Here is a 20,571-nt window from a genome sequence, read left to right on the forward strand (position 1 = left end):
ACACTGAGGTCAGGCGACGCCCGCCGAGCCACCCGCCACTACAGCGGCGAGCTGCTGCCCCGTTCGGACGCACCCGTTGTGCGAGAAGAACGAGCGGACCTCGCCGCCGCGGTGCGCAGGGGTGTGCTGGAGCGCGGCGATGTCGACTCGCTGCTGTCGTTCGCGGACAGCGGGGAGGACGCCGAGGTGCTCGAACGGCTGCACCTGCTGCTCCCGGCCACCGATCCTCGTCACGCACTCGTCTCCTCGCGCCTGCGAAGGGCGTTGGAATAGGCTTCCCCGCGGGGGAGGGCGAAAGTGAAGCAGTGCATCAACTGCATGACCCGGTTGCCGCGCAAAGAGGTCACCGAGGTCGCGTGGTGTGCCTTGTGCACGCCGTGCCTGCAGGTCGTGTCGGACCAGATGAAGCTCCTGCACGACCGGCCTGGTGGCGCGGACGTGCAGATCTACCAGTGCGGCTGGTGCGGTGTCGCGCGCTCGTGCGGCGTCGGCTGGCGGACTCGGTGCCTCGTGTGCCTGGACGACAGGTCGGTGCCGGACCCGGCCGTGCAGAAGATCGCGCGGCGGCTGGAACTGGACGGAACCTGGCGGGAGAACTCGGAGCTCATCGCCGCGCTGACCGTGAAGATCCGGCTGGCGAAGTACTTCCAGCCCGGCTGGACCGTGCTCGCGACGGACATGCACGGTTTGCCGTGGACGGCGTTCCGGTGGCTGACCAAGTCGCACGGGACGTGGGGGTGCAACGCCGAGACCGGTGAGGTGGCGCGGCTCAAGCACTCGCGTGGCGAGGAGAACCTGCTCTACCTGGTGCGGTACGGGAAGGTGCTCAAGTTCGGCCGTGGCAACGCCGAACGGGTCGGCGGGCACCTCTCGCTGGGCGCGGTTCCCGTGCTGGTGCTGTCCGCTTCCCGCCAGGACGTCACGGTTGCCCGCGATCGTCTGAAACGTCTGCACCGCACGGAGATGGTGTCGCAACGCACGCCGGTGGACCTGTTCGCGGTGCTGCCGGACGGGCAGGACGTCACCGATCAGTTCCCGCGGAGTTGAGGCCCGTCTCCAGGCCGTTGAGGATCGCGTGGCAGTCGCGGTGCAGCTGGTGCACGTCCGGAGCGGTGACCACGAAGAGCCCCAGCCAGTTCCGGGATCCGCCGCTGGGGTCGTAGACCGGGACCGGTTCGTTCCTGGGCATCGAGAAGGCCGGGATCTCCTCCAGTTCGGTGCCCGGCGTGACGATCGCGGACCAGTCGACGTCGTCGGGGCGCCACAACGGTTGTGTGCTCCACGGTTCGCCGGCGGCGTTCGTCGGGATGACCGCGACCGACGCCGCCGCGCGGCCCGCGGTGGTGAGCATCTGGGCAGGGTAGAAGACCTCGTGGCCGAGCAGTTGGTCGACGAGCATGCCGATCGGGTCGATGCCGAAGACCTCCTCGATCTCCCGCGTGATCATCACGCCGCCGAACCGCGCGCCGGTCTCGATCAGCGTCAACGAGCCGTTCTTGCCCAGCTTGATCTCGGTGTGGGTGCCGCAGGTGTCGAGCTGCAGCGCGGTGACGGCGTCTCTCGACACCTCCTCGATGCGGCGCTGGAGGTGGTCGGGCAGAGTGCACGGGGCGGTGCTCGCGACCTCGGTGAACGGCGGGATCGCCGGCAGCCTGGCCGTGATGCACAACGGGTGGTAGACGCCACCGGCGACGATCCCCTCGACGCTCACGTAGTCGCCGTGGCCCGGCCCCGGATACCAGCCTTCCGTGGTGCCGCTGAAGATCTCCTCGACGAGCAGGTCGCCGTCGGTGTCCTGCGCGTAGAGCTCGTTCATGCCGACCTGGCTGCCCAGTTCGAGCGCGTCGGCGACCTCGGCCCACGCCTCCGCCACGTCGGTGTGGGCGTTGAGGACCAGCTGCGCGACGGAACCCGCGCCCCAGGCCGGTTTGAGCAGGACCGGCGGGGTGAGCGCGGTCAGGGCGTCAAGCAGGTCCACTTCGGACTCGACGCGGCGGAAGTCCGGGATCGGCACCTTCGCTTCTCGCCAGGTCTCGCGCATCAGCCGCTTGTCGCGCGCTCGCACCAGGTTCGGGCCCGCGCCGGCGAGGCCGAGGCGGTCCGCGACGTGGGCGATGAGCAGCACGGCGAACTCGGACAGCGTGATGATCGCGTCCGCGCCGATCGCCTTCGCGTGCCGGGCGACGAACTCGACGAGCTCCTCGCCGCGCGGGGCGTCCGGCGCGTCGACGATGTCGGTGCAGAACCGTTGTGCCGCTTCGGGTACCGGCATCAGCGCCAGCACGTGCAGCTCGCCCTTGGCGGCGATGCGCGGGAACGAGTGCTCCAGAGGCGGGCCGCCCTTGACGTACAAGTAGAGGATCTTGCTCATCCTGAGCGCTCCTTCGTGCGGACGAAACGGATCGACAGCGCGACGACGACCATCAGCAGCACCGTCGCGGCGGCGGCGTGCACCAGGAACTCGTTCATCGCGCCGCGGGCGAGGTAGCCGCCGAGCAGGAAGATCACCAGCGAGCACACCGCCCGGTCGATCAGCGACTCGATGGACAGCAACGTGGCGCGGCTGCGGGGATCGGTGATGGCGTCGTTGACGAGCTGCCGCTGGACCGGGAACGACAGGCCGGTGGCGAGCGAGAACACGCACAGGCACGCGATGGTGGCGACGAGCCCGGCCGGCGCCAGCAGTGCCAGGCACACCGCCATCACCGTGGTGAGCACGAAGACCGCCCGCAGGTCGCTCATGGCTCGGCGGATCAGGTTCGGGCGGGCCGCTCCCAGTGCCTCGAACAGCGTGGTGACGGCCATGAGCACGCCGAATCCGGCCACCGGCAGGTGTTTCGCGTCGAGGACGGGCTGGAACAGGTTGGCCTGCAGGATGCGGACCAGGGTGAAGATCGCGACGCCCTGGACCATCAGCAGCATCAGGTAGTGATCGCGTTCGAGGGTGGCGAAGGCACGTTTGACGGCGAGTTTCTCGTGGTGGTGCTCGCCGGGCGGCAGCGGCGGGAGCCTCAACGCGATGCCGAGCGCGATGAGTGTTGCGGCGGCGGAGAGCCAGTACGGCGAGGTGAACTGCCACTGCATCAGGACACCGGCGGCGGGCAGCGCGACGACGCGTCCGGTGAGGCTGTAGGCGCGGGCGCTGCCTTCGGCTTGCGTGTAGAGGTCGTCCTGGCCGGTGCGGTGCAGGTACTCGTAGAGGTACGCGCTGCCGGCGCCGGACGTGAACGAGTAGGCGAGCGCGACCAGCAGGAAGTGGCCGAGGAAGCCCCAGTAGTTCTGCGCGAACACCGGGATCAGGTTGGCGGCGGTGAGCGTGATGGCACCGAGCTGGAGGAACCGGCGGTAGTCGAAGCGGTCCGCGAGCACACCCGTCGGCACGTCGAGCAGGCAGAACGCGACGTAGTAGATGGCCTGGATGCCGAAGATCTGCTGGTCGGTGAGGCCGATGTCGCGCTGGTACAGGTAGAAGATCGGCAGCCACAGCAGCAGGCCGTTGAACAGCTGGTAGCCCTTGTACAGGCGGATGACCGTCATGCGTACGGGCGCAGCTGCAGCAGGTGCACGTGGTGGGAGTCGGCGGCCCACTCGATGTCGACGGGCTGGCCGAACGTGTAGTCGGGGGAGAAGTGGGACTGCAGCAGGCGTCCTGCCGTTGCGAGTCTCTGCAGCTGCTGCTTGGTCGCTTCGTCCACATCGGACTCACCGAGCGCCACCGTGCGGCCGCCGCCCTCGACCGTGTTGAACAGGTACTGCGACGGTTGCGCCTCACCGTCGACGACGTCGGTGACCTTGCTCGCGACGTTGATGTAGACGTTGCGGAAGTCGTTGCGGTTCAACGGGTTGGTCGTGACCATGACGCCGCCGCGGTCGGACGGCACCTGCTCCTGGATGATCACGCCCATGTAGGCGTCGTCGAGCGAGATCCCGGCCTGCTCGCGCAGCCGGGTGCTGCGGTCGTTGACGAGGCTGGCCCAGACCTTCTTGACGCTGCCGAGGATTCCGCGCGCGTCGCTGACGTGCGTGACCGACTCGTAGATGCCGGCGGCGGAGAACCCGGCGAGGTCCTCGGCGTTGGACGAGCTGCGCACGACGAACGTGCTGACGCCGGAAAGGTGCTTGATGATCGCGTCGTCGATCTCGGTGAGCAGCGCGTCCGGGAACTTCGCGGTGCGGATGAGGTGCTGCAGCTCGACGCACTGGGCGTCGGTCTGCGGCGCGTCGAGCTCGAGGGCGAGCTTGAGCTTGCCGATGGCCTGCTGCAGGCGCGGGCTCGCTTCCAGGAACCGTTGGTGCAGTGAGAACGGCAGCGCGATGCCACGCGGGATGCGGATGTGGTCGCGGAACAGGTTTCGCGCGCCTCGGTCGAGGTCTGGCGTGCCGAGGAGCTGTTCGAGGTAGGGGAGGAGGTTCTCGCGCGGTGGCCTGGGGATGCGGTAGAAGCCGAGCCAGCGGGTGGAGCCGTTCCGCGCGACCTCGTTCAGCTCGCCCAGGTTCGCGGCCTTCGTGCCGTACCTCGTGCTGTCGCGCCACCTCAGGTCCTGGAGGTTGGCGATCTTGTCGTCGTCCAGGTCCGGCTCGTCCATCGTGACGCGGGTGGCGAGCCAGGACGGCTCTCGCGTGTCCGGCCGCTCGATCGGCTCGACACCGATCCCGGTCGCGCCGGGGTCGACCGTGTAGCGGACCCAGCGGCCGTCGAGGTGGGCGAGGGTGTCGAGCGCTTGCAACTGGATGGCGTTCGGGATGCCCCAGCCGCTCGCCAGTACGTTCGTGTGCGACAGCGGCGTGGTGTGCTCGGCGTTGACAACCCCTGTCAAGCGCGGGATGTCGTCCGGCACCTTCGCCATGACGATGATGTCGTGCCAGGCGAGCTGGTTCTCCTCGTACTCCTGCTCCGTCCGGAACACCCGGAGTCTTCCCTCGGCCGTTCCGGGATTGAGCGGGACGAATGAGTTGGTTGAGAAAAGCTCATGACTGAGAATTCGCGGCAGGACGTCCTTGGGAATGTTCGCCACGTGACTTTCCTGCAGATGATTCGCCGGTTTCAGCAGGATCGGCACGCTCTGGTCGACGTTCGCGTGCACCTCGTCGTAGAAGTACTGGAGCATCTCGGCGGTCATTGTGTCCGCTTCGACCGTTTCGAGCGAGAAGAACCTGTGGTCGTGCAGCGCCAGGATGCCCAGGCAGAACCGGCGGTCCACGCGGTGGTAGACCTCGAAGTTGATCTCGTCGAGCCGGCGTTCCAGCTCGTCAGGGGGCATGTGCAGGATGTGCGCCGCGATGTAGCGGACGTGGAACAGGTTCTCCCGGCTGTCCATGAAGTGGATCAGCCCGGTCTCCCGGTCCACCACCAGCTTCACGAATCGATAGCCGCTCAATGTTCCGGACAGCTGTGTGAATGCGGAGAGAGTGAGCCGTTCACCGACCAGCGCGGGTTCCTGCACGCGCCGGAAGATACTCGCTCCGGCTGGTTTGCGGCCAGCACGTCTCAGCTGGTTCCTTTCCTTGTCTCATTGCGGTCAAGAGATGACAATCGCTGTCATGCGCGTCTTGTTCGGCGGTGTTCCCGCCGCCGGCCATCTGTTCCCGCTGATTCCCCTGGCCCAGGCCCTGCGTCACGCCGGCCACGACGTCGTCGTCGTGTCGCTGGACGGCGCCGAGTCCCTGGTGGCCGGCCTCCCGTTCGCCGGTCCCGCTCCGGGAGTCGACTGGCGCCGGACGATCCGCGCGCTCGGTGCTGCTCGCCTGCCTGCCGAGATGGCGCGCACCGTGGAGACCAACTCGGCGGACCGCGAGGCCTTCGTCGCGCTGGCCGCCCTGGTGAACGACGAGGTGGCTGAGAACGTGGCCGCCTTCGCGTCGTCGTGGCGCCCGGACCTGGTCGTCTACGAGTACCTGTTCCCGGCAGCCGCCGCGGCCGCCACGGTGCTGGGTGTTCCCGCCGTGCGGCACGACCTGGGCTTCACCGAGATCGCGCCGCTGCACGACGTGATGGTCAAGCACATGTCCGTCCCGATGGGCGAGGTGCTGTCGTTGGACGTGGCTCCGCCGTCGATGGTCGGCGGTCAGCCGCGCGGCTGGCCCCTTCGCCCCGGTGCCTACACCGGAACCGGAGTGGTGCCGCCGCGCACGGGTCCGCGGATCGCCGTGACCCTGGGAACCGTGCCGCCCAAGGTCGGCGGGTTCTCGACGCTGGACCGGGTGGTGACGGCCGCGGCCTCGGTGGCCGCCGAGTTCGTGCTCGTCATGGGGGACATGGACATCAGCTCGCTGGGCGGACTGCCACCCAACGTGACGGCGTGCGGCTGGGTGCCGTGGGACTCGCTGGTCCGCACGTCCGACGCGGTGATCCACCACGGCGGTTCCGGCACGGCGCTGGCGGCCCTGGCCTGCGGGGTTCCGCAACTGGTACTGCCTGACGGCTCCGACCGGTTCGCCGCTGCGTCTGCGGTCGACGAGCGCGGAGCGGGCATCTCGGCGCGCGGCGACGACGTGTCCGCCGAGCTGATCTCGCGGCTGCTCACGGACTCCTCGTTGCGCGCTGCGTCCCGTGAGGTGGCGGCGGAGATCGCGGAGATGCCGTCGGTGGAGTCGGTGGCGCGACGGCTGGAGAGCCTGGTCGGCTGACTCCGGCGCAGTTGGGTAACCCACCGCCGTGGACGACATCGTGGTGGTGGGCCAGATAGCGCGGGACCTGGTCCTCGTCGTGGACGAAGTGCCAGGTCCCGGCGGCACGGCGCCCGTGCGGCAGCGGCGCGAGATGCTCGGCGGCAAGGGCGCGAACATCGCGGTCGGCCTGGCCCAGCTGGGCGCGCCGGTGCGGCTCGTGGGCGTGGTCGGGGACGACGACGTGGGCGCACGCCTGATCGCGCGGGCTGCCGCGGACGGCATCGGCACCGACGCGATCGTGCGACGGCCGAACTGTCCGACCGGCCTGATCGTGGACCTCGTGGCCGACGGCCGGCGCTACCTCGAAGACCTCCCGCACGGCGTGCTTCTCGAAGAATCGGACATAACTCCGGAGATCTTCACGCGCGCGGGGACCGTCGTGCTGCAGCTGCAACAACCACCCGAGGTCGCGCTGAAGGCCGCGCAGGCAGCCGAGGGGCGGGTGGTCCTCGACGGGTCGCCCGAACGGCTGCGAGACGAACTGCTGGCACGCGCGGACGTCGTGCGGGCCGATCACCAGGAGGCCGAGCTGCTGTCCGGCCGCAAGATCACGGACGCGGACGAGGCGATCAGCGCGGCGCGAGTGGTGATGGAGCACGGCCCCGGGTTGGTGGTGTTCGCCGCGGACGGCGTCGGCAACGTGTTCGTGTGGGACGAGGGTGAACTCGTGGTGCCCCTGGGAGACGTCGAGGTGGTCGACACGACGGGCGGCGGCGACTCGTTCGTGGCGGCGCTGACGTTCGCTCTCACGCGTGGGGACGGGCCACAGGAGGCGGCTCGGCTCGCGGTGAAGGCCTCCGGGGACACGGTCGCGCGCCCCGGTGGGCGGCCGGACCTCACTGGACTCTGATCAGGCGCGTTATCGTTGTCACGTCCGGTGAGGGGAGGTCCGCGTGCGAGTGCTCGCCGTCGTGCTGTTGCTCCTGTTCTCGGCGACCCCTGCGCACGCCGCGACCGGCACGTACCTCCGCCTCGGGCACTTCTCGATGGACCAGGCCCGCGTCGAGGCCACCCTCGACGGCGTCAAGCTCGGCACGCTCGACTACGCCCAGCTCTACGACTACCGCCGCGTCGAACCCGGCGACCACGTGGTCGAGTTCCGCACCGACCCGGCCTCGCCCGTGCTGAGGTCCGTGCTGGTGAAGGCGGGCGAGGGCAAGGCGTACACGGTGATCGACAGTGCGTCGGCGATGAAGGTGCTCGAAGACGACGTCAGCCTGCCGCCCAACGGCCAGGCGCGGCTGCGGGTGATCAACGCCGGTGACGCCGAAATGGACCTGCTGCGCGGCAGCGTGTTCGTGCACCGCAACGTCCCGGCGAACTCCACCACCGGCTACGCGGTGATGCTGCCCGGTTCGGACGCCCTGCAGATCACCCAGCGCGGCAAGGAGTCCACGCGGCTGGAGGCGACGCTCGAGTCCGGCGCGGTCTACACGCTGCTGGTGAGCGCGCGCCGCATCGAGCTGCGCACGGACGCCAAGGGTGCCCAGGTCGTGCCCGGCGGCGGCCAGGAAACCGGCTTCGGCGGCATGGCGGGCGGCTGGGACTGGCTCACCGCGCTGGTCATCGCGCTGATCGTGGGCGTCGCGATGTTCTCGGTGCGCGGCAGGCTCTTCCGGTTCGGCTGATGAAGGGCAAGCTCGTGATGGGCGCGGCGATCCTGGTCGCGCTGATCTACATCGTGAAGGATCCGGGCGCGGAGAAGGTGCCGGAGCCGGTGACCGTGCGGATCCCGTCGATCGGCGTGGAAACGTCGCTGGAAGCGTTGAAACTGGGCAAGGACGGCGTCCTGGAACCGCCTACCCGCTCGGACAAGGCCGGGTGGTACGCCAAGGGGGTCGCGCCGGGCGACGCCGGACCGGCCGTGATCGCGGGTCACGTCGACTCGAAGACCGGGCCTGGTGTGTTCTTCCGGCTGCCGGAACTGCAGCCCGGCGCCGAGGTTCTGGTGGAGCGCGAGGACGGCAGCAAGCTGACGTTCGTCGTGAGTCACCGGTACGCCACGCAGAAGACCGCGTTCCCGACCGCGATCGTCTACGGGCCGACGCCGTTGTCCGAGCTGCGGCTGGTGACGTGCGGCGGCGACTTCGACCGGGTGGCGGGCAGCTACCGCGACAACGTGATCGTCGAAGCGGTCCTCAAAGGCTGAAACAGCAAGAAGGTTGCAACAACTGCACGCCGCTGTGACCCGTGTCAGCATCCGACGCATGACCAACGGAGTGCACTCTCACGAGCACAGCCACGGCGACACGACGCACACGCATCCGCACGAGTCGCACGCGCACACCCACGTCGAACATGAGCACACGCACTCGCACGGCGGCGCGACGCACTCACACACGCACACGCACGATGCGGCGCACACGGACGAACACGAGCACTCGCACTCCTGAGCCGTGGGCGACCCACGCCGAGTTCGAGGGCGCGGCGGTCGATCGTCTCAGTGGGACTCGCGGGTGACCTCGCTGCCGCTGGAGCCGACCAGGAAGTCCAGGTCGGCTCCGGTGTCGGCGCCGAGCACGTGATCGATGTAGAGCCGTTCCCAGCCTCGTGACGGTGTCGCGAACGCCTTCGACATCGCCTCGCTCGGTGCGCGTGAGAGGAAGTCCGGTGCCTCGACGTCGATCCGGCGGTTCTCCACGTCCAGCACGATGACGTCGCCGGTCCGGACCAGCCCGAGCGGCCCGCCCGCGGCCGCTTCCGGTGCCACGTGCAGGACGACCGTGCCGTACGCGGTGCCGCTCATGCGCCCGTCGCAGATCCGGACCATGTCGCGCACGCCCTGCTCCAGCAGTTTCTTGGGCAGCGGCATGTTCGACACCTCCGGCATGCCCGGATAGCCGCGCGGGCCACATCCGCGCAGCACGAGCACGGAGTCCGCGTCCACGTCGAGATCGGGGTCGTCGATGCGGGCGTGGAAGTCCTCGATGCTGTCGAACACCACGGCTTTTCCGCGGTGCTGCAACAGGTTCGGCGACGCGGCGGCCGGTTTGATCAGGGCGCCCCGCGGTGCGAGGTTGCCGCGCAGCACCGCGATGCCGCCTTCGGCGATGATCGGCTCGGTGCGGCTGCGGATCACCTCTGGATCCCAGATCGGCGCGTCGTCGAGGTGGTCCACGAGCGGGTTCCCGGTGACGCTCAACGCTTCCGGGTCGAGCAGGTCGCGCACTTCCCGCAGCACGGCCAGGAGTCCGCCCGCGCGGTGGAAGTCCTCCATCAGGAACCGGCCCGCCGGCTGGAGGTCGACCAGCAGCGGCACACCCGATCCGATGCGGTCGAAGTCGTCCAGCGTGAGATCGACACCGAGGCGCCCGGCGATGGCGAGCAGGTGCACCACCGCGTTCGTCGAACCACCGATCGCCGCGAGCGCCACGATCGCGTTGTGGAAGTTGGCCTTCGTGAGGAACGTGCTGGGCCTGCGGTCTTTCTCGATCAGCTCGACGATGAGCTTTCCGGTGCCGTGCGAGGCTTCCAGCAGCCTGCTGTCCGGCGCCGGAGTGCCTGCGACGCCCGGGATGATGGTGCCGAGCGCTTCCGCGACCAGTGCCATCGTCGACGCGGTGCCCATGGTGTTGCAGTGGCCGCGACTGCGGATCATCGCGGACTCGGACTTGGCGAACGCATCCTGCGACAACGTCCCGGCGCGGACCTCCTCCGACAGCCGCCACACGTCCGTGCCGCAGCCCAGCGGCACACCGCGGAACGTGCCGGTCAGCATCGGCCCGCCGGGCACCACGACCGCCGGGATGTCGACGGACGCGGCGGCCATCAACAGCGCGGGAATCGTTTTGTCGCAACCACCGAGCAGCACCACGCCGTCGACGGGGTTGGCGCGCAACATCTCCTCGGCGGCCATCGCGGCCATGTTGCGCCACAGCATCGCGGTCGGGCGCACGTTCGTCTCGCCGAGCGACACCACGGGCAGGTTCAACGGCACCCCGCCCGCCTCGTACACGCCGTTCGAGACCGACGCGGCGACCTCGTTCAGATGCGCGTTGCACGGGGTGAGGTCGGAGGCGGTGTTGGCGATCGCGATCTGCGGTCTGGTGAAGGCGTCGTCCGGGGTGCCTCGGCGCATCCAAGCGCGGTGGATGTAGGCGTTGCGGTCGTCACCCGCGTACCAGTGTTCGCTGCGCAGCCCCACTCAAGCCTCCTGTCCGAGGCTTCCGACAGTATCCCGAGACTGCTCGTCGTAGGCGCTGGCGTGACGGTGGACCATGAGCCAGGTGCCGTGCTCGCGGCGGAAGACCGTGGTGACGCGCAACGAGTAGGACTTCGTCCTGCCCTCCGCGACGACCACCTCGGACCGTTCGATCGCGCACGCGTAACCGAGATCGCCGCTCGACTCCGCGGCCACCACCTCGATGTCCAGGTGTCTGCTGCCGTGGAACCACGACGCGACCTCGTCGAACGTCCGGTCGATCTCGGTCCAGCCGACGGCACCGAGGTGCGCACCGAACAACACCACGGGGTCAGCGTGCGACCACAGCTCCTTGCGCGGCTCCACATCGCCGTTGTGCAGGTTCTCGATGTCACGCTCCAGCAGCGGCAGCACCTCGTCCTGAAAGCTCATGGGACAGGCCTTTCTCGTGCGGCGGTCCGGAAAGCATGACTCTCCGCACCCCGCCGCGCAGGCTCAGGCCACGACGATGTCGTCCCCCTTGACCTTGGTCCTGATCAGGGGCAACGGCTTCTTCGCGGGACCGGACCTGCGCTTGCCGTCCACCGAGCTGAACCGGCTGTCGTGGCACCAGCAGATGATCAGGTTGTTGTCGACCTCGCTGCACATGCAGCCCTGGTGGGTGCACTTGGCGTCGAACGCCGTGTACGTGCCCTTCTTCGGCTGGGCGACAACAACAGATGTCTCGTCGTCGAAGTAGACGACCACACCGCCGTTGAGCGGCACGTCGGCCTTCTTCGCGAGGACGGTGCCGGGCGGGAGCTTGCCGCACGGTTGATGGTCGGCGGTCGCCGTGCCCGTCGTGAGGGCGGTCGCGGCACAGCCGCCGACGAAACAGCGACGGGTGACCTGAGGGGTGCTCGGGAGCTCCATGCGCTCACTTCCTGCCGGACGTCGGGCGCGGCGGAGGCGGCTTCCTCACCTTGGCGCGTGCGGAGGAACCGGGCGAGTCCCGAATTTTCGTCGGCTAGAGCGGCAGGTCGGGCGGCAGCTGCAAGGCGATGGTGATCAGTGAGTGGACCCGGCCGGCGATCACCGCGAGCAGGCCGTGCATCTCCGGGGACGCGGCGTCGGCGGCTTCCTGGAGCGTGCGCAGGTCGGTGTCGATCTGGCCGAGTACCTTCGCCGTGTCGGCGGGGCCTGCCGTGAACGCCCTCGCGATGTCTTCGAGCGGCAGGCCGTGGATCTCCAGGCGCTGCACGAGGTGGATGCGCTCCACGTCGTCGGCGCGGTAGAGGCGGTAGTTGCTCGCGGTGCGCTGCGCGGGGCTGATCAGGCCGAGGGTCGTGTAGTAGTCGACGGTGCGGATGCTGACCCCGGCACGGGCGGCGAGCTCGCCGATCTTGAGCAGTGATTCGGACAAAACAGGCGACCTCCGTCCCTAAACCGTACAGTGCTACGTGCTACTGTTGGAGTATGCCTGATGAAGCCGACATAGACGGCTGTAGTACGTGGCCGGGTGCGTCTTGTTGATCGCATCCGGCTTGCTCGCCATCGTGGTGCTCACGATCGCCACGGGGTATTTCGTCGCTCAGGAGTTCGCGTACATGGCGGTCGATCGCGGCCGTCTGCAGCAGCTCGCCGAGGCCGGCTCGAAGGCCGCCGGGCGTGCGCTCCGCGTGACTCAGAAGCTCTCGTTCATGCTTTCCGGTGCCCAGTTCGGCATCACGGTGACGGCGCTGCTCGTCGGTTATGTGGCCGAGCCCTTGCTCGGTACCGGCCTCGGCGTGCCGTTCTCGATGGTGATCGCGCTGGTGTTCGCCACGTTCGTGCAGATGGTGCTCGGTGAGCTGCTGCCGAAGAACCTCGCGATCGCCCGTCCCGAGCGGCTGGCGCTGGCGTTGAGCGCTTCGACCCTGGTGTACCTGAAGATCGCCGGTCCGGTGATCCGGCTGTTCGACGCGGCCGCGAACCGGTTGCTGCGCGCGGCCGGCATCGAGCCGGTCGAGGAGCTGCCGCAGGGCGCGACGCCCGAGGACCTCAAGGCGATCGTCGAGGACGCGGGGGAGCAGGGACACCTGGATCCCGAGCTCACGCGGCTGCTGGAACACGGCATCGGGTTCCGTGAACTCGTCGCCGACCAGGCGATGACGCCGCGCGTGAACGTCCACACCGTACGGTTCGACGAGCCTGCTCTTCGCGTGATCTCGTTGCTGGACACCGGGAACTCGCGTTTCCCGGTGGTCGGCGAGGACCGCGACGACCTGCGCGGAATCGTCGGTCTGGCCGAGGTGCTGACGTTGACGCCGGAAGAGCGTTCGTCGGTGGCCATCGAGAAGATCGCCTCGCCCGCGCTGGTCGTGCCCGCGACGCTGCCGTTGCCCGCGGTGCTGGAAAGGCTGCGGTCCGAACGCCGTCAGCTCGCGTGCGTGGTCGACGAGTTCGGCGGGTTCGCGGGGGTGATCTCGCTGGAGGACCTGGCCGAGGAGCTGGTCGGCGAGATCCACGACGAGGACGACCTGGTCGCGGCCCTGATCGAGAAGGTCGGCGACGACTGGCGGGTGCCGGGTCGCATGAGGCTGGACGAGATCGAGGACGCCACCGGCGTCGAGCTGCCGGTCGACGACGCCTACGACACGGTGTCGGGCCTGGTGTTGCACCAGCTGGGGCGCATTCCTGAAGCTGGCGACGAGGTCGTGCTGGACGGCGTGACACTGCGGGTGGCCGCGGTGGCGCGCAACGTGCCGGACACGGTGGTGCTGTCCCGATGAGCATCGTGATCTCGGTGATCTTGCTGGCGTTGAACGGCTTCTTCGTGGCCGCGGAGTTCGCGTTGATCGCGGCGAAGCGGCACCGGCTGGAGCAGGCGGCCGAGACGTCCCGGGCGGCGCGCGCTGCCGTGGCGGGTGTTCGTGAGCTGTCGCTGATGCTCGCGGGCGCCCAGCTCGGCATCACGCTGTGCACGCTGGGTCTCGGCGCGCTGGCCAAACCGGCCGTCGCGGACCTGCTGGAACCGGCGCTCAAGTGGGCCGGTCTGCCGGACGCGTTCGCGTACGGCGTGGCGTTCGCGATCAGCCTGGTGCTGGTGGTGTTCCTGCACATGGTCGTGGGCGAGATGGCGCCGAAGTCGTGGGCCATCGCGCACCCAGAGCGGTCCGCGCTGATCCTGGCGCTGCCGTTCCGCGCGTTCGCCCGCTCGGTCCGCTGGCTCCTCAGTGGACTGAACTCGACGACGAACTCGTTGCTGCGTTTGATGAAGGTCGAGCCGCAGGACGAGCTGGCGCAGGCGCACCGGCCGGACGACCTGCGGATGCTGCTGCGCCAGTCCGCGGAGCACGGCCTGATTCCCGAAGGCCAGCAACGGCTGCTGACCCGGATGCTGCAGGTTCAGCGGACAACGCTGCGCGAGGTGATGGTGCCGATCGGGCAGACGTCGTCGGTCACGGAACACACGACGGCACGGGCGATCGAGCGGCGCAGCCTCCAGTGTGGACGGTCGCGCTTCCCGGTCACCGATCTGCGCGGCCGCTACGTCGGCCTGGTGCACATCCGCGAGGCCATGCGGGCCACGGCACGCGGTTCCGACCCTTCGGCGCGGGAGTTGATGGGCCCGGTGCTGACGCTGCCCGCGTCACTCCCGGTGGCTCAGGCCGTGACGGAGATGCGTGCCGAGCGGTCGCAGCTGGCGTTGGTCGAAGACGGCGATGTCGTTGGTATCGCCGCACTTGAAGACCTCCTCGAAGAGCTGATCGGCGACTTCGAGGACGAAACCGACACCCGCGAGAGGAAACGGTAAATGTTCAAGCGGATGCTCAGCGCCTTCGGCGTCGGTGGCCCGTCGGTCGACACGGTGCTGGACTCGCCGCACGCGTCGCCCGGCCAGCTCGTCACCGGGCAGGTGCGCATCCAGGGTGGCAGCGCGGACGCCGAGATCGGCCAGGTCGTGCTGTCGCTCGTCACGCGCGTCGAGGTCGAGCACGGCGACCACGAGTACGGCGGCGTGTCCGAGTTCCTGCGGGTCGTGGTGGCGCAGAGCGTGCGCGTCGCCGCCGGTCAGCCGGTGTCGATCCCGTTCCAGCTGCCCATCCCGTGGGAGACCCCGATCACGGCGGTCGGCGGCGCGCAGCTGCCCGGCATGACCGTGGGCGTGCGGACCGAGCTCGTGATCGCGGGCGCGCCGGACAAGGGCGACCTCGACCCCGTGCTGATCCACCCGCTCCCGTCGCAGGACGCGGTGCTGAACGCGTTCGGGCAGCTCGGTTTCGGCTTCCGCAGCGCGGACGTCGAGGCGGGCCGTCTGCACGGCGTGCCGCAGGAGCTCGGCTTCTACCAGGAGATCGAGTTCTTCCCGCCGGCCCACTTCGCCGGCCGCATCCAGCAGGTGGAGCTGACGTTCGTGGCGTCCCCGCACGAGCTGTTCGTGATCCTGGAAGCCGACAGGCGCGGTGGCATGTTCTCGGCGGGCGGCGACGCGTTCGGGCACTTCCGGCTGTCGCACCAGGAGGCCCAGGTGGCCGACTGGGCTTCGTCGATCAACGGGTGGCTGGCGCAGGTGGCCGAGCGCGGCGGCGGTGCCCACCACGGCTACGACCAGCACGGTCACCACGGCGGTCACCACGGTCGGGGCATGGGCATGGGCACGGTCGTCGCGGCCGGTGCCGCGGGTGTCGTCGGCGGCATGGTGATGGGCGAGATGCTCGACGACGCGTTCGAGGACTTCGGCGACTTCGGCGAGTGAAACCTGGATCGGAACAGTGATTGCCGGGCCCGCCACGGGGTAGCCGGGCCATGTGAACAGCGTGGCGAGGCAGTACGCGTGGCGGGTCACGCGCGAGCTCGGCCTGAGCGGCGAGTCGTCCTGTGTGGATCGGGACAAGCCGCTGCGGGTGTACATCGCGGTCGACGGCAGGCTGCCCGGCCACCCCGATCGTGACGTCGCTCTGCTGTGGACGGAGTGCCACGGGTGGGCGATCGCCGTCGAGGAACCCGGCGGCACCGAGCTGACCGTCGTGGCCCACCTGGGCGGAGGCGTCGAACCGCCGCCCCGCACCGTTGCCTGGTGGGTCCGGCGGCTTCAGAGCACGCGGCCGGCGACGGAGAACTCCGTCGCGCACAGCGGGCACGTCGCCTGACCGAACAGCCGCAGAATCCCCTCCGCCACGTGCTGCCGGCCGTGGCCGATCGCGGTGTCGTGCAGCCTGCGACCGATGCCGGTGAGCCGTCGGGGATCAGCGTGGACGAGCGGGCGTGACCCGCCGGTCTCGTCGGTGCACGCCTTGTCGTAGACGACCAGCTCCGCCGCACACCCCGGACACGGCAGGCAGTACTCCTCGCCGGCGACCGCCCACGCGAGGTCGTCCGCCCAGTACGCCACACCCTCGAACACGAGCACGCATTCCAGCAGGTACATGGCGTCGTCGGCGCCGGGCAGCAACGGACCTTCCGCGAGATCCGCGAGCTCACCCAGCGCCGTCACGAGCCCAGGACCTGGTCGGAGACGGTGAACTCCGTCGCGCACAGCGGACACGTCGCCCGGCCGAACATGTACCGGATCGCCTCCATCACCCTCTCCCGGCCGTGTGCTGAGGCGGTGTCGTACAGCCTGCGCGCGATGCCTGTGAGCGCGTCGGCGTCGAGCGGCTGCAACGGGCTCGTGTCGCCGATGTCGTCGATGTACGAGGCCTTCGCGATGGCCAGCTCGAACACCAGCGAGATGTTCGTGCCGCACGACGGGCACGGGACGTCGTAGTAGCGCAGGTCCAGGCCTTGAGCCAGCCGCGGCCAGTGCTTCGTGCCTTCGAACGCCAGCTGTCCGGCCAGGAGGTAGGCGTAGTAGTCGTCGGCCTCGGGCAGAAGCCGGTTCGACGCGGCGAGGAAGATGTTCGCCAGGTGCTCGTCTCGTGCGGCACCCGAAGCCATGATCGCGCCGGCGAGCGCCACGGCCTGTCGTCCCAGCTCGGGGTCGTCGACGAGGGAAGCGAGCTGGGGGAGTGCGGCGACGCTCTCCTCGTCCGCGCCACCGTCGAGCACATCGCCCATGAGCTCGTCGAGGTCTTCCTGCGAGAAGTCCGCCATGCCCGCGATCAGACCACGGACATGACGGACTGGTGAGCGGATTCGGTCAGACGGTGACCGGCTCGCGCTTCTCGTTCTCGATCTCCTCCAGCGCGGTGCCCTCGACGTCGAGCTCCGGCAGCCAGCGCAGGAACTTCGGCAGCCACCAGGCGCGCTCACCGATCAGGGCCAGCGCGGCGGGCACGAGCACCATGCGGACCACGAAGGCGTCCACGAAGATGCCGACCGCCAGTGCGAACGCGATCGACTTCACCGTCGCCTCGCCCGCGGGGACGAAGCCCGCGAACACCGAGAACATGATCAGCGCGGCGGCCACGACGACCGGTGCCGCCTGGCGGAAGCCCGTGGTGATGGCCTCGATCGGCTTGGCGCCGCGGTGGTGCGCCTCGTGCATCCGGGACACCAGGAAGATCTGGTAGTCCATCGCGAGGCCGAACAGGATGCCGATCACCAGGATCGGGGTGAGGCTGATCAGGGGGCCGGTGCTGTCGAGGTTCACCGCGTCGGCGAGCCAGCCCCACTGGAACACCGCCACCGTGGCACCGAGCGACGCGCCGATGGTCAGCAGGAAGCCGAGCACGCCGACGAGCGGCACGAGCAGCGAGCGGAACACCAGGATCAGCAGCACCAGCGCCAGACCCACGACGACGGCCAGGTAGATCGGCAGCGCGCGGTCCAGCGACGTGGCCACGTCGACGCTCACCGCGGTGGCACCGGTGACGTAGGCCTTGCCACCGTCGAGAGTTTTCAGCTCGGTGCGCAGGTCGGCGACGAGCTGCTCGGTGGCGGTGCTGTCCGGGCCGGACTTCGGGATGACCGTGACCAGCGCGGCGGAACCGTCCGGGCTCGGCTGCGCGGGCGTCACCAGGGCGACGTCGTTCAGCTTGGCGAGCGGCTCGGCGACCTTTGTGGCGGTCGCGGCGGCGCCGTTGCCCTCGACGAGCACGAGGATCGGTCCGTTGAAGCCCTCGCCGAAGCCCTGCGCGAGGATGTGGTCGGCACGCTCCTGCGTGGAGTTGGCCGGCGGCTTCTGGATCAGCGTGGTGTCCATGGAGGCCACCGGGATCGCGACGATGCCGAGCGCCACGACACTGAGCAGCAGTGCGACGACGCGGTTGCGGGTGACGGCCTTCGACCAGCCGCGGATCACACCGCGGTCCTTGGGCTCGGAGCTGGTCTGCGAGCGCTCCTTGCGGGTCAGCACGCGGCGGCCGAGCATGCTCAGCAGCGCGGGCACCAGCGTGACGGCGATCAGCACCGCTACGACGATCGTGGCCGCGGCCGAGACGCCCATCTGCGTCAGGAACGGGATGCCCGCGATCGCGAGGCCGACCAGCGCGATGACGACGGTGAGACCGGCGGTGACGACCGCGGAGCCCGCCGTGCCGACCGCGGTGGCGACGGCGTGGCCGACGTCCGAGCCGCGGCGCAGTTCCTGGCGGTAGCGGTTGATGATGAACAACGCGTAGTCGATGCCGACCGCGAGACCCAGCATCGACGCGAGGATCGGCGTGGTCGACTGCAGGTCCATGAACCCGGACGCGATGGTGATGCCGAGCGTGCCGATGCCGACGCCGATGGCGGCCGAGAGCAGGTTCATGCCCGCGGTCACGAGCGAGCCGTAGGTCAGCGCGAGGATCACGAGCGCCAGCACGACACCAACGGCCTCGGTGGGCCCGCCGACGTGCGGCGTCTGCTGCATCGCGGTGCCGCCGATCTCGACGGTCAGGCCCGCGTTGCGCGCCTTGTCGACGGCTTTGGTGAGCTCGGCGCGCTGCTCGTCGGTGACCTCACCGGGCTTCACGTCGTAGGTGACGGTGCTGTAGCCGACGTTGACGTCCTTGTTGACGCTCGGCGCGGCGGGGTCGAGCGGGTTGGTCGCCTGCTTGACGCCCTTGAGCGCGGACTCGTCGGCGACCAGGTCGGTGATCGCCTTGACGTGCTGGGGCAGCTTCTGGCCGTCCGGGGCCTTGATCACCACTCGTGCCGTCGCGGTCTCGCCGGAGCCGAACTTGTCCTGGATGCGCTCGAGCGCCGTCGTCGACTCCTGGCCGGGGATCGACATCGAGTTGGACGTCTCACCGCCGAGCGTGAACGCGCCCACCCCGGCACCCACGAGCACCAGCAACCAGATGAGCACGACCGCGAGCCGGTGCTTGTGCGCACTTCTGCCGAGTCGGTAGAGCAGTTTCGCCATGATGGTCAGGCCTCCCGGTGCCCGAGTGCGTCGTAGCAGGTAGCGAGGATCAAGGGGCGCCACGTGGTCTTGTCGCCTTCCTGGTTGGCCAGGAGGGTGAGCACGGCCATGGCGCTCAGGGCGCCGACGATGCGGATCGCGCGGGCCAGTTCTTTCTCGGGTTCGATGACGAACATCTCGTTGAGCAGCAGCTCGTCCTGCGCCTGCTGGGGGTCCTCGCCCGGCGCGGTCATCGAGCGGAACAGCAACGCCACCAGGCCAGGCCGGTCGAGCGCGATGTCGGTGAGCAGCTCCAGCGCCCGGCGCTCCCGTGCCGGGCCTGGTTCGAGTGGCGCGACCTGGTCGGCCACGTGCCTGCTCAGCACGCGGCTCTGCTCCCACGCCGCTTCGAAGAGAGCTTCCTTGCTCGGGAAGTGGTGCAGCAGACCGGCTTTGGACAGGCCGACGGCATCGGCGAGCGTCTTGAGCGACGTCTGCTCGAAACCGTGCCGAGCGAAGAGCGCGGCGGCGGCGTCGAGGATCTTCTCGTCGACTCCGGTCCTGGGCGGTCGTGGCATGTCGAAGACTTTACGGCGTTTACCGACCGGTTCGGTAGGTTTACCGACCGATTTGGTCGGTGGCGTTCGTCACCACAATGGATGAGTGATCGAGATGCGTGCAGTCCTGGAAGTCACGGGCGGTTACCTCGAACTGTCCGGACGGATGACGCGACACGAGGTCGGCGCGGCGCTCGTAGCGATCGCCGAGTACGGCGAAGACGAGGACTTCAGTCCGGAGATGCTTCGCGCGTTGCTGGACGAGGAGATGATCCTCATGGCCGGCGGGCTGGAGGTGCGGGACACCGGGAGCGGCGCGGAGATCAAGCCCGGCTGCTGCGCCGGACTGGAGAGCTGGCGCAACTGGGGTGAACTGCTCGGCGGGAAGGCGCCGTGGCTCGGGCACTCACCGGAGCCCGGGGTGGAGTTCGCCGCGGACGTGGTGAGGCTCTCGCAGGACGCCGAACGTCCGGAGTCTCTCGCGTGTGAGATCCCGGTGGCGGACCTGCCTCGACTCCTCGAGGGCGTGCGGCAGGACTTGCTCGGATTCCTCGATCTGGTGCGGCGGTGGGCGCCGGACGGGCTGGGGGAGCGGCTGGCCGCGCGGTTCGACGAGCACTTCCACATCAGCGCGCCGCTCTGACGGAGAATCAGGGGATGTTCGTCTTCGACGCGGAGCTGTGGGTCTGGGACGCCAGGCGCATGGACACCTGGACCTTCGTCACGCTGCCCGAGGACGTCTCGGACCAGATCCGCGACATCGCCACGCCGGGAGCCGGCTTCGGCGCCGTCAAGGTCAGGGTCGGGGTGGGCGCGAGCAACTGGTCGACGTCGGTGTTCCCGGACAAGCAGTCCGGTTGCTACGTGCTGCCGATCAAGGCCGCAGTGCGCAAGAAGAACGCCATCGAAGCAGGGGATGTCGTCGAGGTGACGGTCGAGGTCGTCTAGTAGTACTTCGTCAGGTCGCGCTGACC

General features: G+C 69.1%; 23 protein-coding genes and 1 pseudogene. 13 read left to right on the plus strand and 11 right to left on the minus strand.

Features of this window, described 5'->3' with window-relative positions; translation table 11 throughout:
- Together UK23_RS53275 and UK23_RS42265 are read left to right on the plus strand one after the other, a co-directional pair.
- Nucleotides 1-273: pseudogene (locus UK23_RS53275) on the plus strand (transcriptional regulator); the annotation flags it as partial.
- Nucleotides 274-297: 24 nt separating this feature from the next.
- On the plus strand, nt 298-1,047 hold the full coding sequence (locus UK23_RS42265) for a hypothetical protein (RefSeq protein WP_045317450.1): 750 nt from the start codon (nt 298-300) through the stop codon (nt 1,045-1,047).
- Here the strand turns inward: UK23_RS42265 and UK23_RS42270 are convergent.
- The 3 genes from UK23_RS42270 to UK23_RS42280 are packed head-to-tail and all read right to left on the minus strand — an operon-like array spanning nt 1,022 to nt 5,444.
- A complete protein-coding gene (locus UK23_RS42270; RefSeq protein WP_045317451.1) occupies nt 1,022-2,371 on the minus strand; it encodes an ATP-grasp domain-containing protein in 1,350 nt (449 codons plus the stop codon). The genes UK23_RS42265 and UK23_RS42270 overlap by 26 nt on opposite strands.
- Nucleotides 2,368-3,537: an MFS transporter gene (locus UK23_RS42275; protein WP_045317452.1), complete on the minus strand. Its 1,170-nt coding sequence runs from the start codon at nt 3,535-3,537 to the stop codon at nt 2,368-2,370. Before UK23_RS42275 ends, UK23_RS42270 begins: the two co-directional genes overlap by 4 nt.
- A complete protein-coding gene (locus UK23_RS42280) occupies nt 3,534-5,444 on the minus strand; it encodes a PEP/pyruvate-binding domain-containing protein (RefSeq protein WP_231114925.1) in 1,911 nt (636 codons plus the stop codon). Before UK23_RS42280 ends, UK23_RS42275 begins: the two co-directional genes overlap by 4 nt.
- A 97-nt stretch (nt 5,445-5,541) precedes the next feature.
- Here UK23_RS42280 and UK23_RS42285 point away from each other — a divergent pair, with 97 nt between their 5' ends.
- Genes UK23_RS42285 through UK23_RS42305 form a run of 5 tightly spaced genes read left to right on the plus strand, consistent with a single transcriptional unit; the run spans nt 5,542 to nt 9,062 of the window.
- Nucleotides 5,542-6,627 (plus strand): glycosyltransferase, encoded by a 1,086-nt coding sequence (locus UK23_RS42285; protein WP_045317454.1) that lies wholly within the window; start codon nt 5,542-5,544, stop codon nt 6,625-6,627.
- Between the two features lie 28 nt (nt 6,628-6,655).
- A complete protein-coding gene (locus tag UK23_RS42290) occupies nt 6,656-7,519 on the plus strand; it encodes a PfkB family carbohydrate kinase (RefSeq protein WP_045317455.1) in 864 nt (287 codons plus the stop codon).
- 43 nt (nt 7,520-7,562) lie between these two features.
- Nucleotides 7,563-8,297, plus strand: a complete 735-nt coding sequence (locus UK23_RS42295) for a DUF4397 domain-containing protein (protein ID WP_156213780.1) — start codon at nt 7,563-7,565, stop codon at nt 8,295-8,297.
- Entirely contained in the window at nt 8,297-8,818 is a 522-nt protein-coding gene (locus tag UK23_RS42300; protein ID WP_156213781.1) for a class F sortase, read from the plus strand. Before UK23_RS42295 ends, UK23_RS42300 begins: the two co-directional genes overlap by 1 nt.
- A gap of 58 nt (nt 8,819-8,876) precedes the next feature.
- The gene (locus UK23_RS42305; protein ID WP_045317469.1) at nt 8,877-9,062 is read left to right on the plus strand and encodes a hypothetical protein; all 186 of its coding nucleotides are present in this window, start codon (nt 8,877-8,879) and stop codon (nt 9,060-9,062) included.
- Nucleotides 9,063-9,109: 47 nt separating this feature from the next.
- On the opposite strand, the gene UK23_RS42310 is transcribed toward UK23_RS42305, so the two are convergent.
- From UK23_RS42310 to UK23_RS42325, 4 genes are all read right to left on the minus strand, one after another.
- Nucleotides 9,110-10,813, minus strand: coding sequence for a dihydroxy-acid dehydratase (locus tag UK23_RS42310; RefSeq protein WP_045317457.1), 1,704 nt, complete (start codon nt 10,811-10,813; stop codon nt 9,110-9,112).
- Nucleotides 10,814-11,242 carry a YybH family protein gene (locus UK23_RS42315; RefSeq protein WP_045317458.1) on the minus strand — a complete coding sequence of 143 codons (429 nt, stop codon included), beginning with the start codon at nt 11,240-11,242 and terminating at the stop codon, nt 10,814-10,816.
- A 63-nt stretch (nt 11,243-11,305) separates the two neighbouring features.
- Entirely contained in the window at nt 11,306-11,722 is a 417-nt protein-coding gene (locus tag UK23_RS42320; RefSeq protein ID WP_052685525.1) for a Rieske (2Fe-2S) protein, read from the minus strand.
- A gap of 94 nt (nt 11,723-11,816) precedes the next feature.
- Nucleotides 11,817-12,212 (minus strand): MerR family transcriptional regulator, encoded by a 396-nt coding sequence (locus UK23_RS42325; protein WP_045317459.1) that lies wholly within the window; start codon nt 12,210-12,212, stop codon nt 11,817-11,819.
- Between the two features lie 106 nt (nt 12,213-12,318).
- Here UK23_RS42325 and UK23_RS42330 point away from each other — a divergent pair, with 106 nt between their 5' ends.
- From UK23_RS42330 to UK23_RS42345, 4 genes are all read left to right on the plus strand, one after another.
- Nucleotides 12,319-13,560 carry a hemolysin family protein gene (locus UK23_RS42330; RefSeq protein ID WP_231114926.1) on the plus strand — a complete coding sequence of 414 codons (1,242 nt, stop codon included), beginning with the start codon at nt 12,319-12,321 and terminating at the stop codon, nt 13,558-13,560.
- Nucleotides 13,557-14,585 carry a hemolysin family protein gene (locus UK23_RS42335; RefSeq protein ID WP_045317460.1) on the plus strand — a complete coding sequence of 343 codons (1,029 nt, stop codon included), beginning with the start codon at nt 13,557-13,559 and terminating at the stop codon, nt 14,583-14,585. The genes UK23_RS42330 and UK23_RS42335 overlap by 4 nt, the downstream gene beginning before the upstream one ends.
- Nucleotides 14,586-15,527, plus strand: coding sequence for a sporulation protein (locus UK23_RS42340; protein WP_045317461.1), 942 nt, complete (start codon nt 14,586-14,588; stop codon nt 15,525-15,527). It abuts the gene before it with no gap.
- Between the two features lie 61 nt (nt 15,528-15,588).
- On the plus strand, nt 15,589-15,921 hold the full coding sequence (locus UK23_RS42345) for a DUF6292 family protein (RefSeq protein ID WP_156213782.1): 333 nt from the start codon (nt 15,589-15,591) through the stop codon (nt 15,919-15,921).
- Here UK23_RS42345 and UK23_RS42350 read toward each other — a convergent pair.
- The 4 genes from UK23_RS42350 to UK23_RS42365 are packed head-to-tail and all read right to left on the minus strand — an operon-like array spanning nt 15,864 to nt 19,618.
- A complete protein-coding gene (locus UK23_RS42350; RefSeq protein WP_045317463.1) occupies nt 15,864-16,265 on the minus strand; it encodes a hypothetical protein in 402 nt (133 codons plus the stop codon). The genes UK23_RS42345 and UK23_RS42350 overlap by 58 nt on opposite strands.
- Nucleotides 16,262-16,864: a hypothetical protein gene (locus tag UK23_RS42355; protein ID WP_045317464.1), complete on the minus strand. Its 603-nt coding sequence runs from the start codon at nt 16,862-16,864 to the stop codon at nt 16,262-16,264. Before UK23_RS42355 ends, UK23_RS42350 begins: the two co-directional genes overlap by 4 nt.
- 46 nt (nt 16,865-16,910) lie before the next feature.
- Nucleotides 16,911-19,061, minus strand: a complete 2,151-nt coding sequence (locus tag UK23_RS42360) for an MMPL family transporter (RefSeq protein ID WP_045317465.1) — start codon at nt 19,059-19,061, stop codon at nt 16,911-16,913.
- Between the two features lie 5 nt (nt 19,062-19,066).
- Complete coding sequence (locus UK23_RS42365; protein WP_045317466.1) at nt 19,067-19,618, minus strand: TetR/AcrR family transcriptional regulator; 552 nt, start codon at nt 19,616-19,618, stop codon at nt 19,067-19,069.
- An 85-nt stretch (nt 19,619-19,703) separates the two neighbouring features.
- Here UK23_RS42365 and UK23_RS42370 point away from each other — a divergent pair, with 85 nt between their 5' ends.
- Nucleotides 19,704-20,240, plus strand: coding sequence for a hypothetical protein (locus tag UK23_RS42370; protein ID WP_052685527.1), 537 nt, complete (start codon nt 19,704-19,706; stop codon nt 20,238-20,240).
- A gap of 14 nt (nt 20,241-20,254) precedes the next feature.
- Nucleotides 20,255-20,545, plus strand: coding sequence for a DUF1905 domain-containing protein (locus UK23_RS42375; RefSeq protein ID WP_045317467.1), 291 nt, complete (start codon nt 20,255-20,257; stop codon nt 20,543-20,545).
- Nucleotides 20,546-20,571: the final 26 nt, after the last annotated feature.

It is taken from the genome of Lentzea aerocolonigenes (genome assembly GCF_000955955.1).
Classification (GTDB): domain Bacteria; phylum Actinomycetota; class Actinomycetes; order Mycobacteriales; family Pseudonocardiaceae; genus Lentzea; species Lentzea aerocolonigenes_A.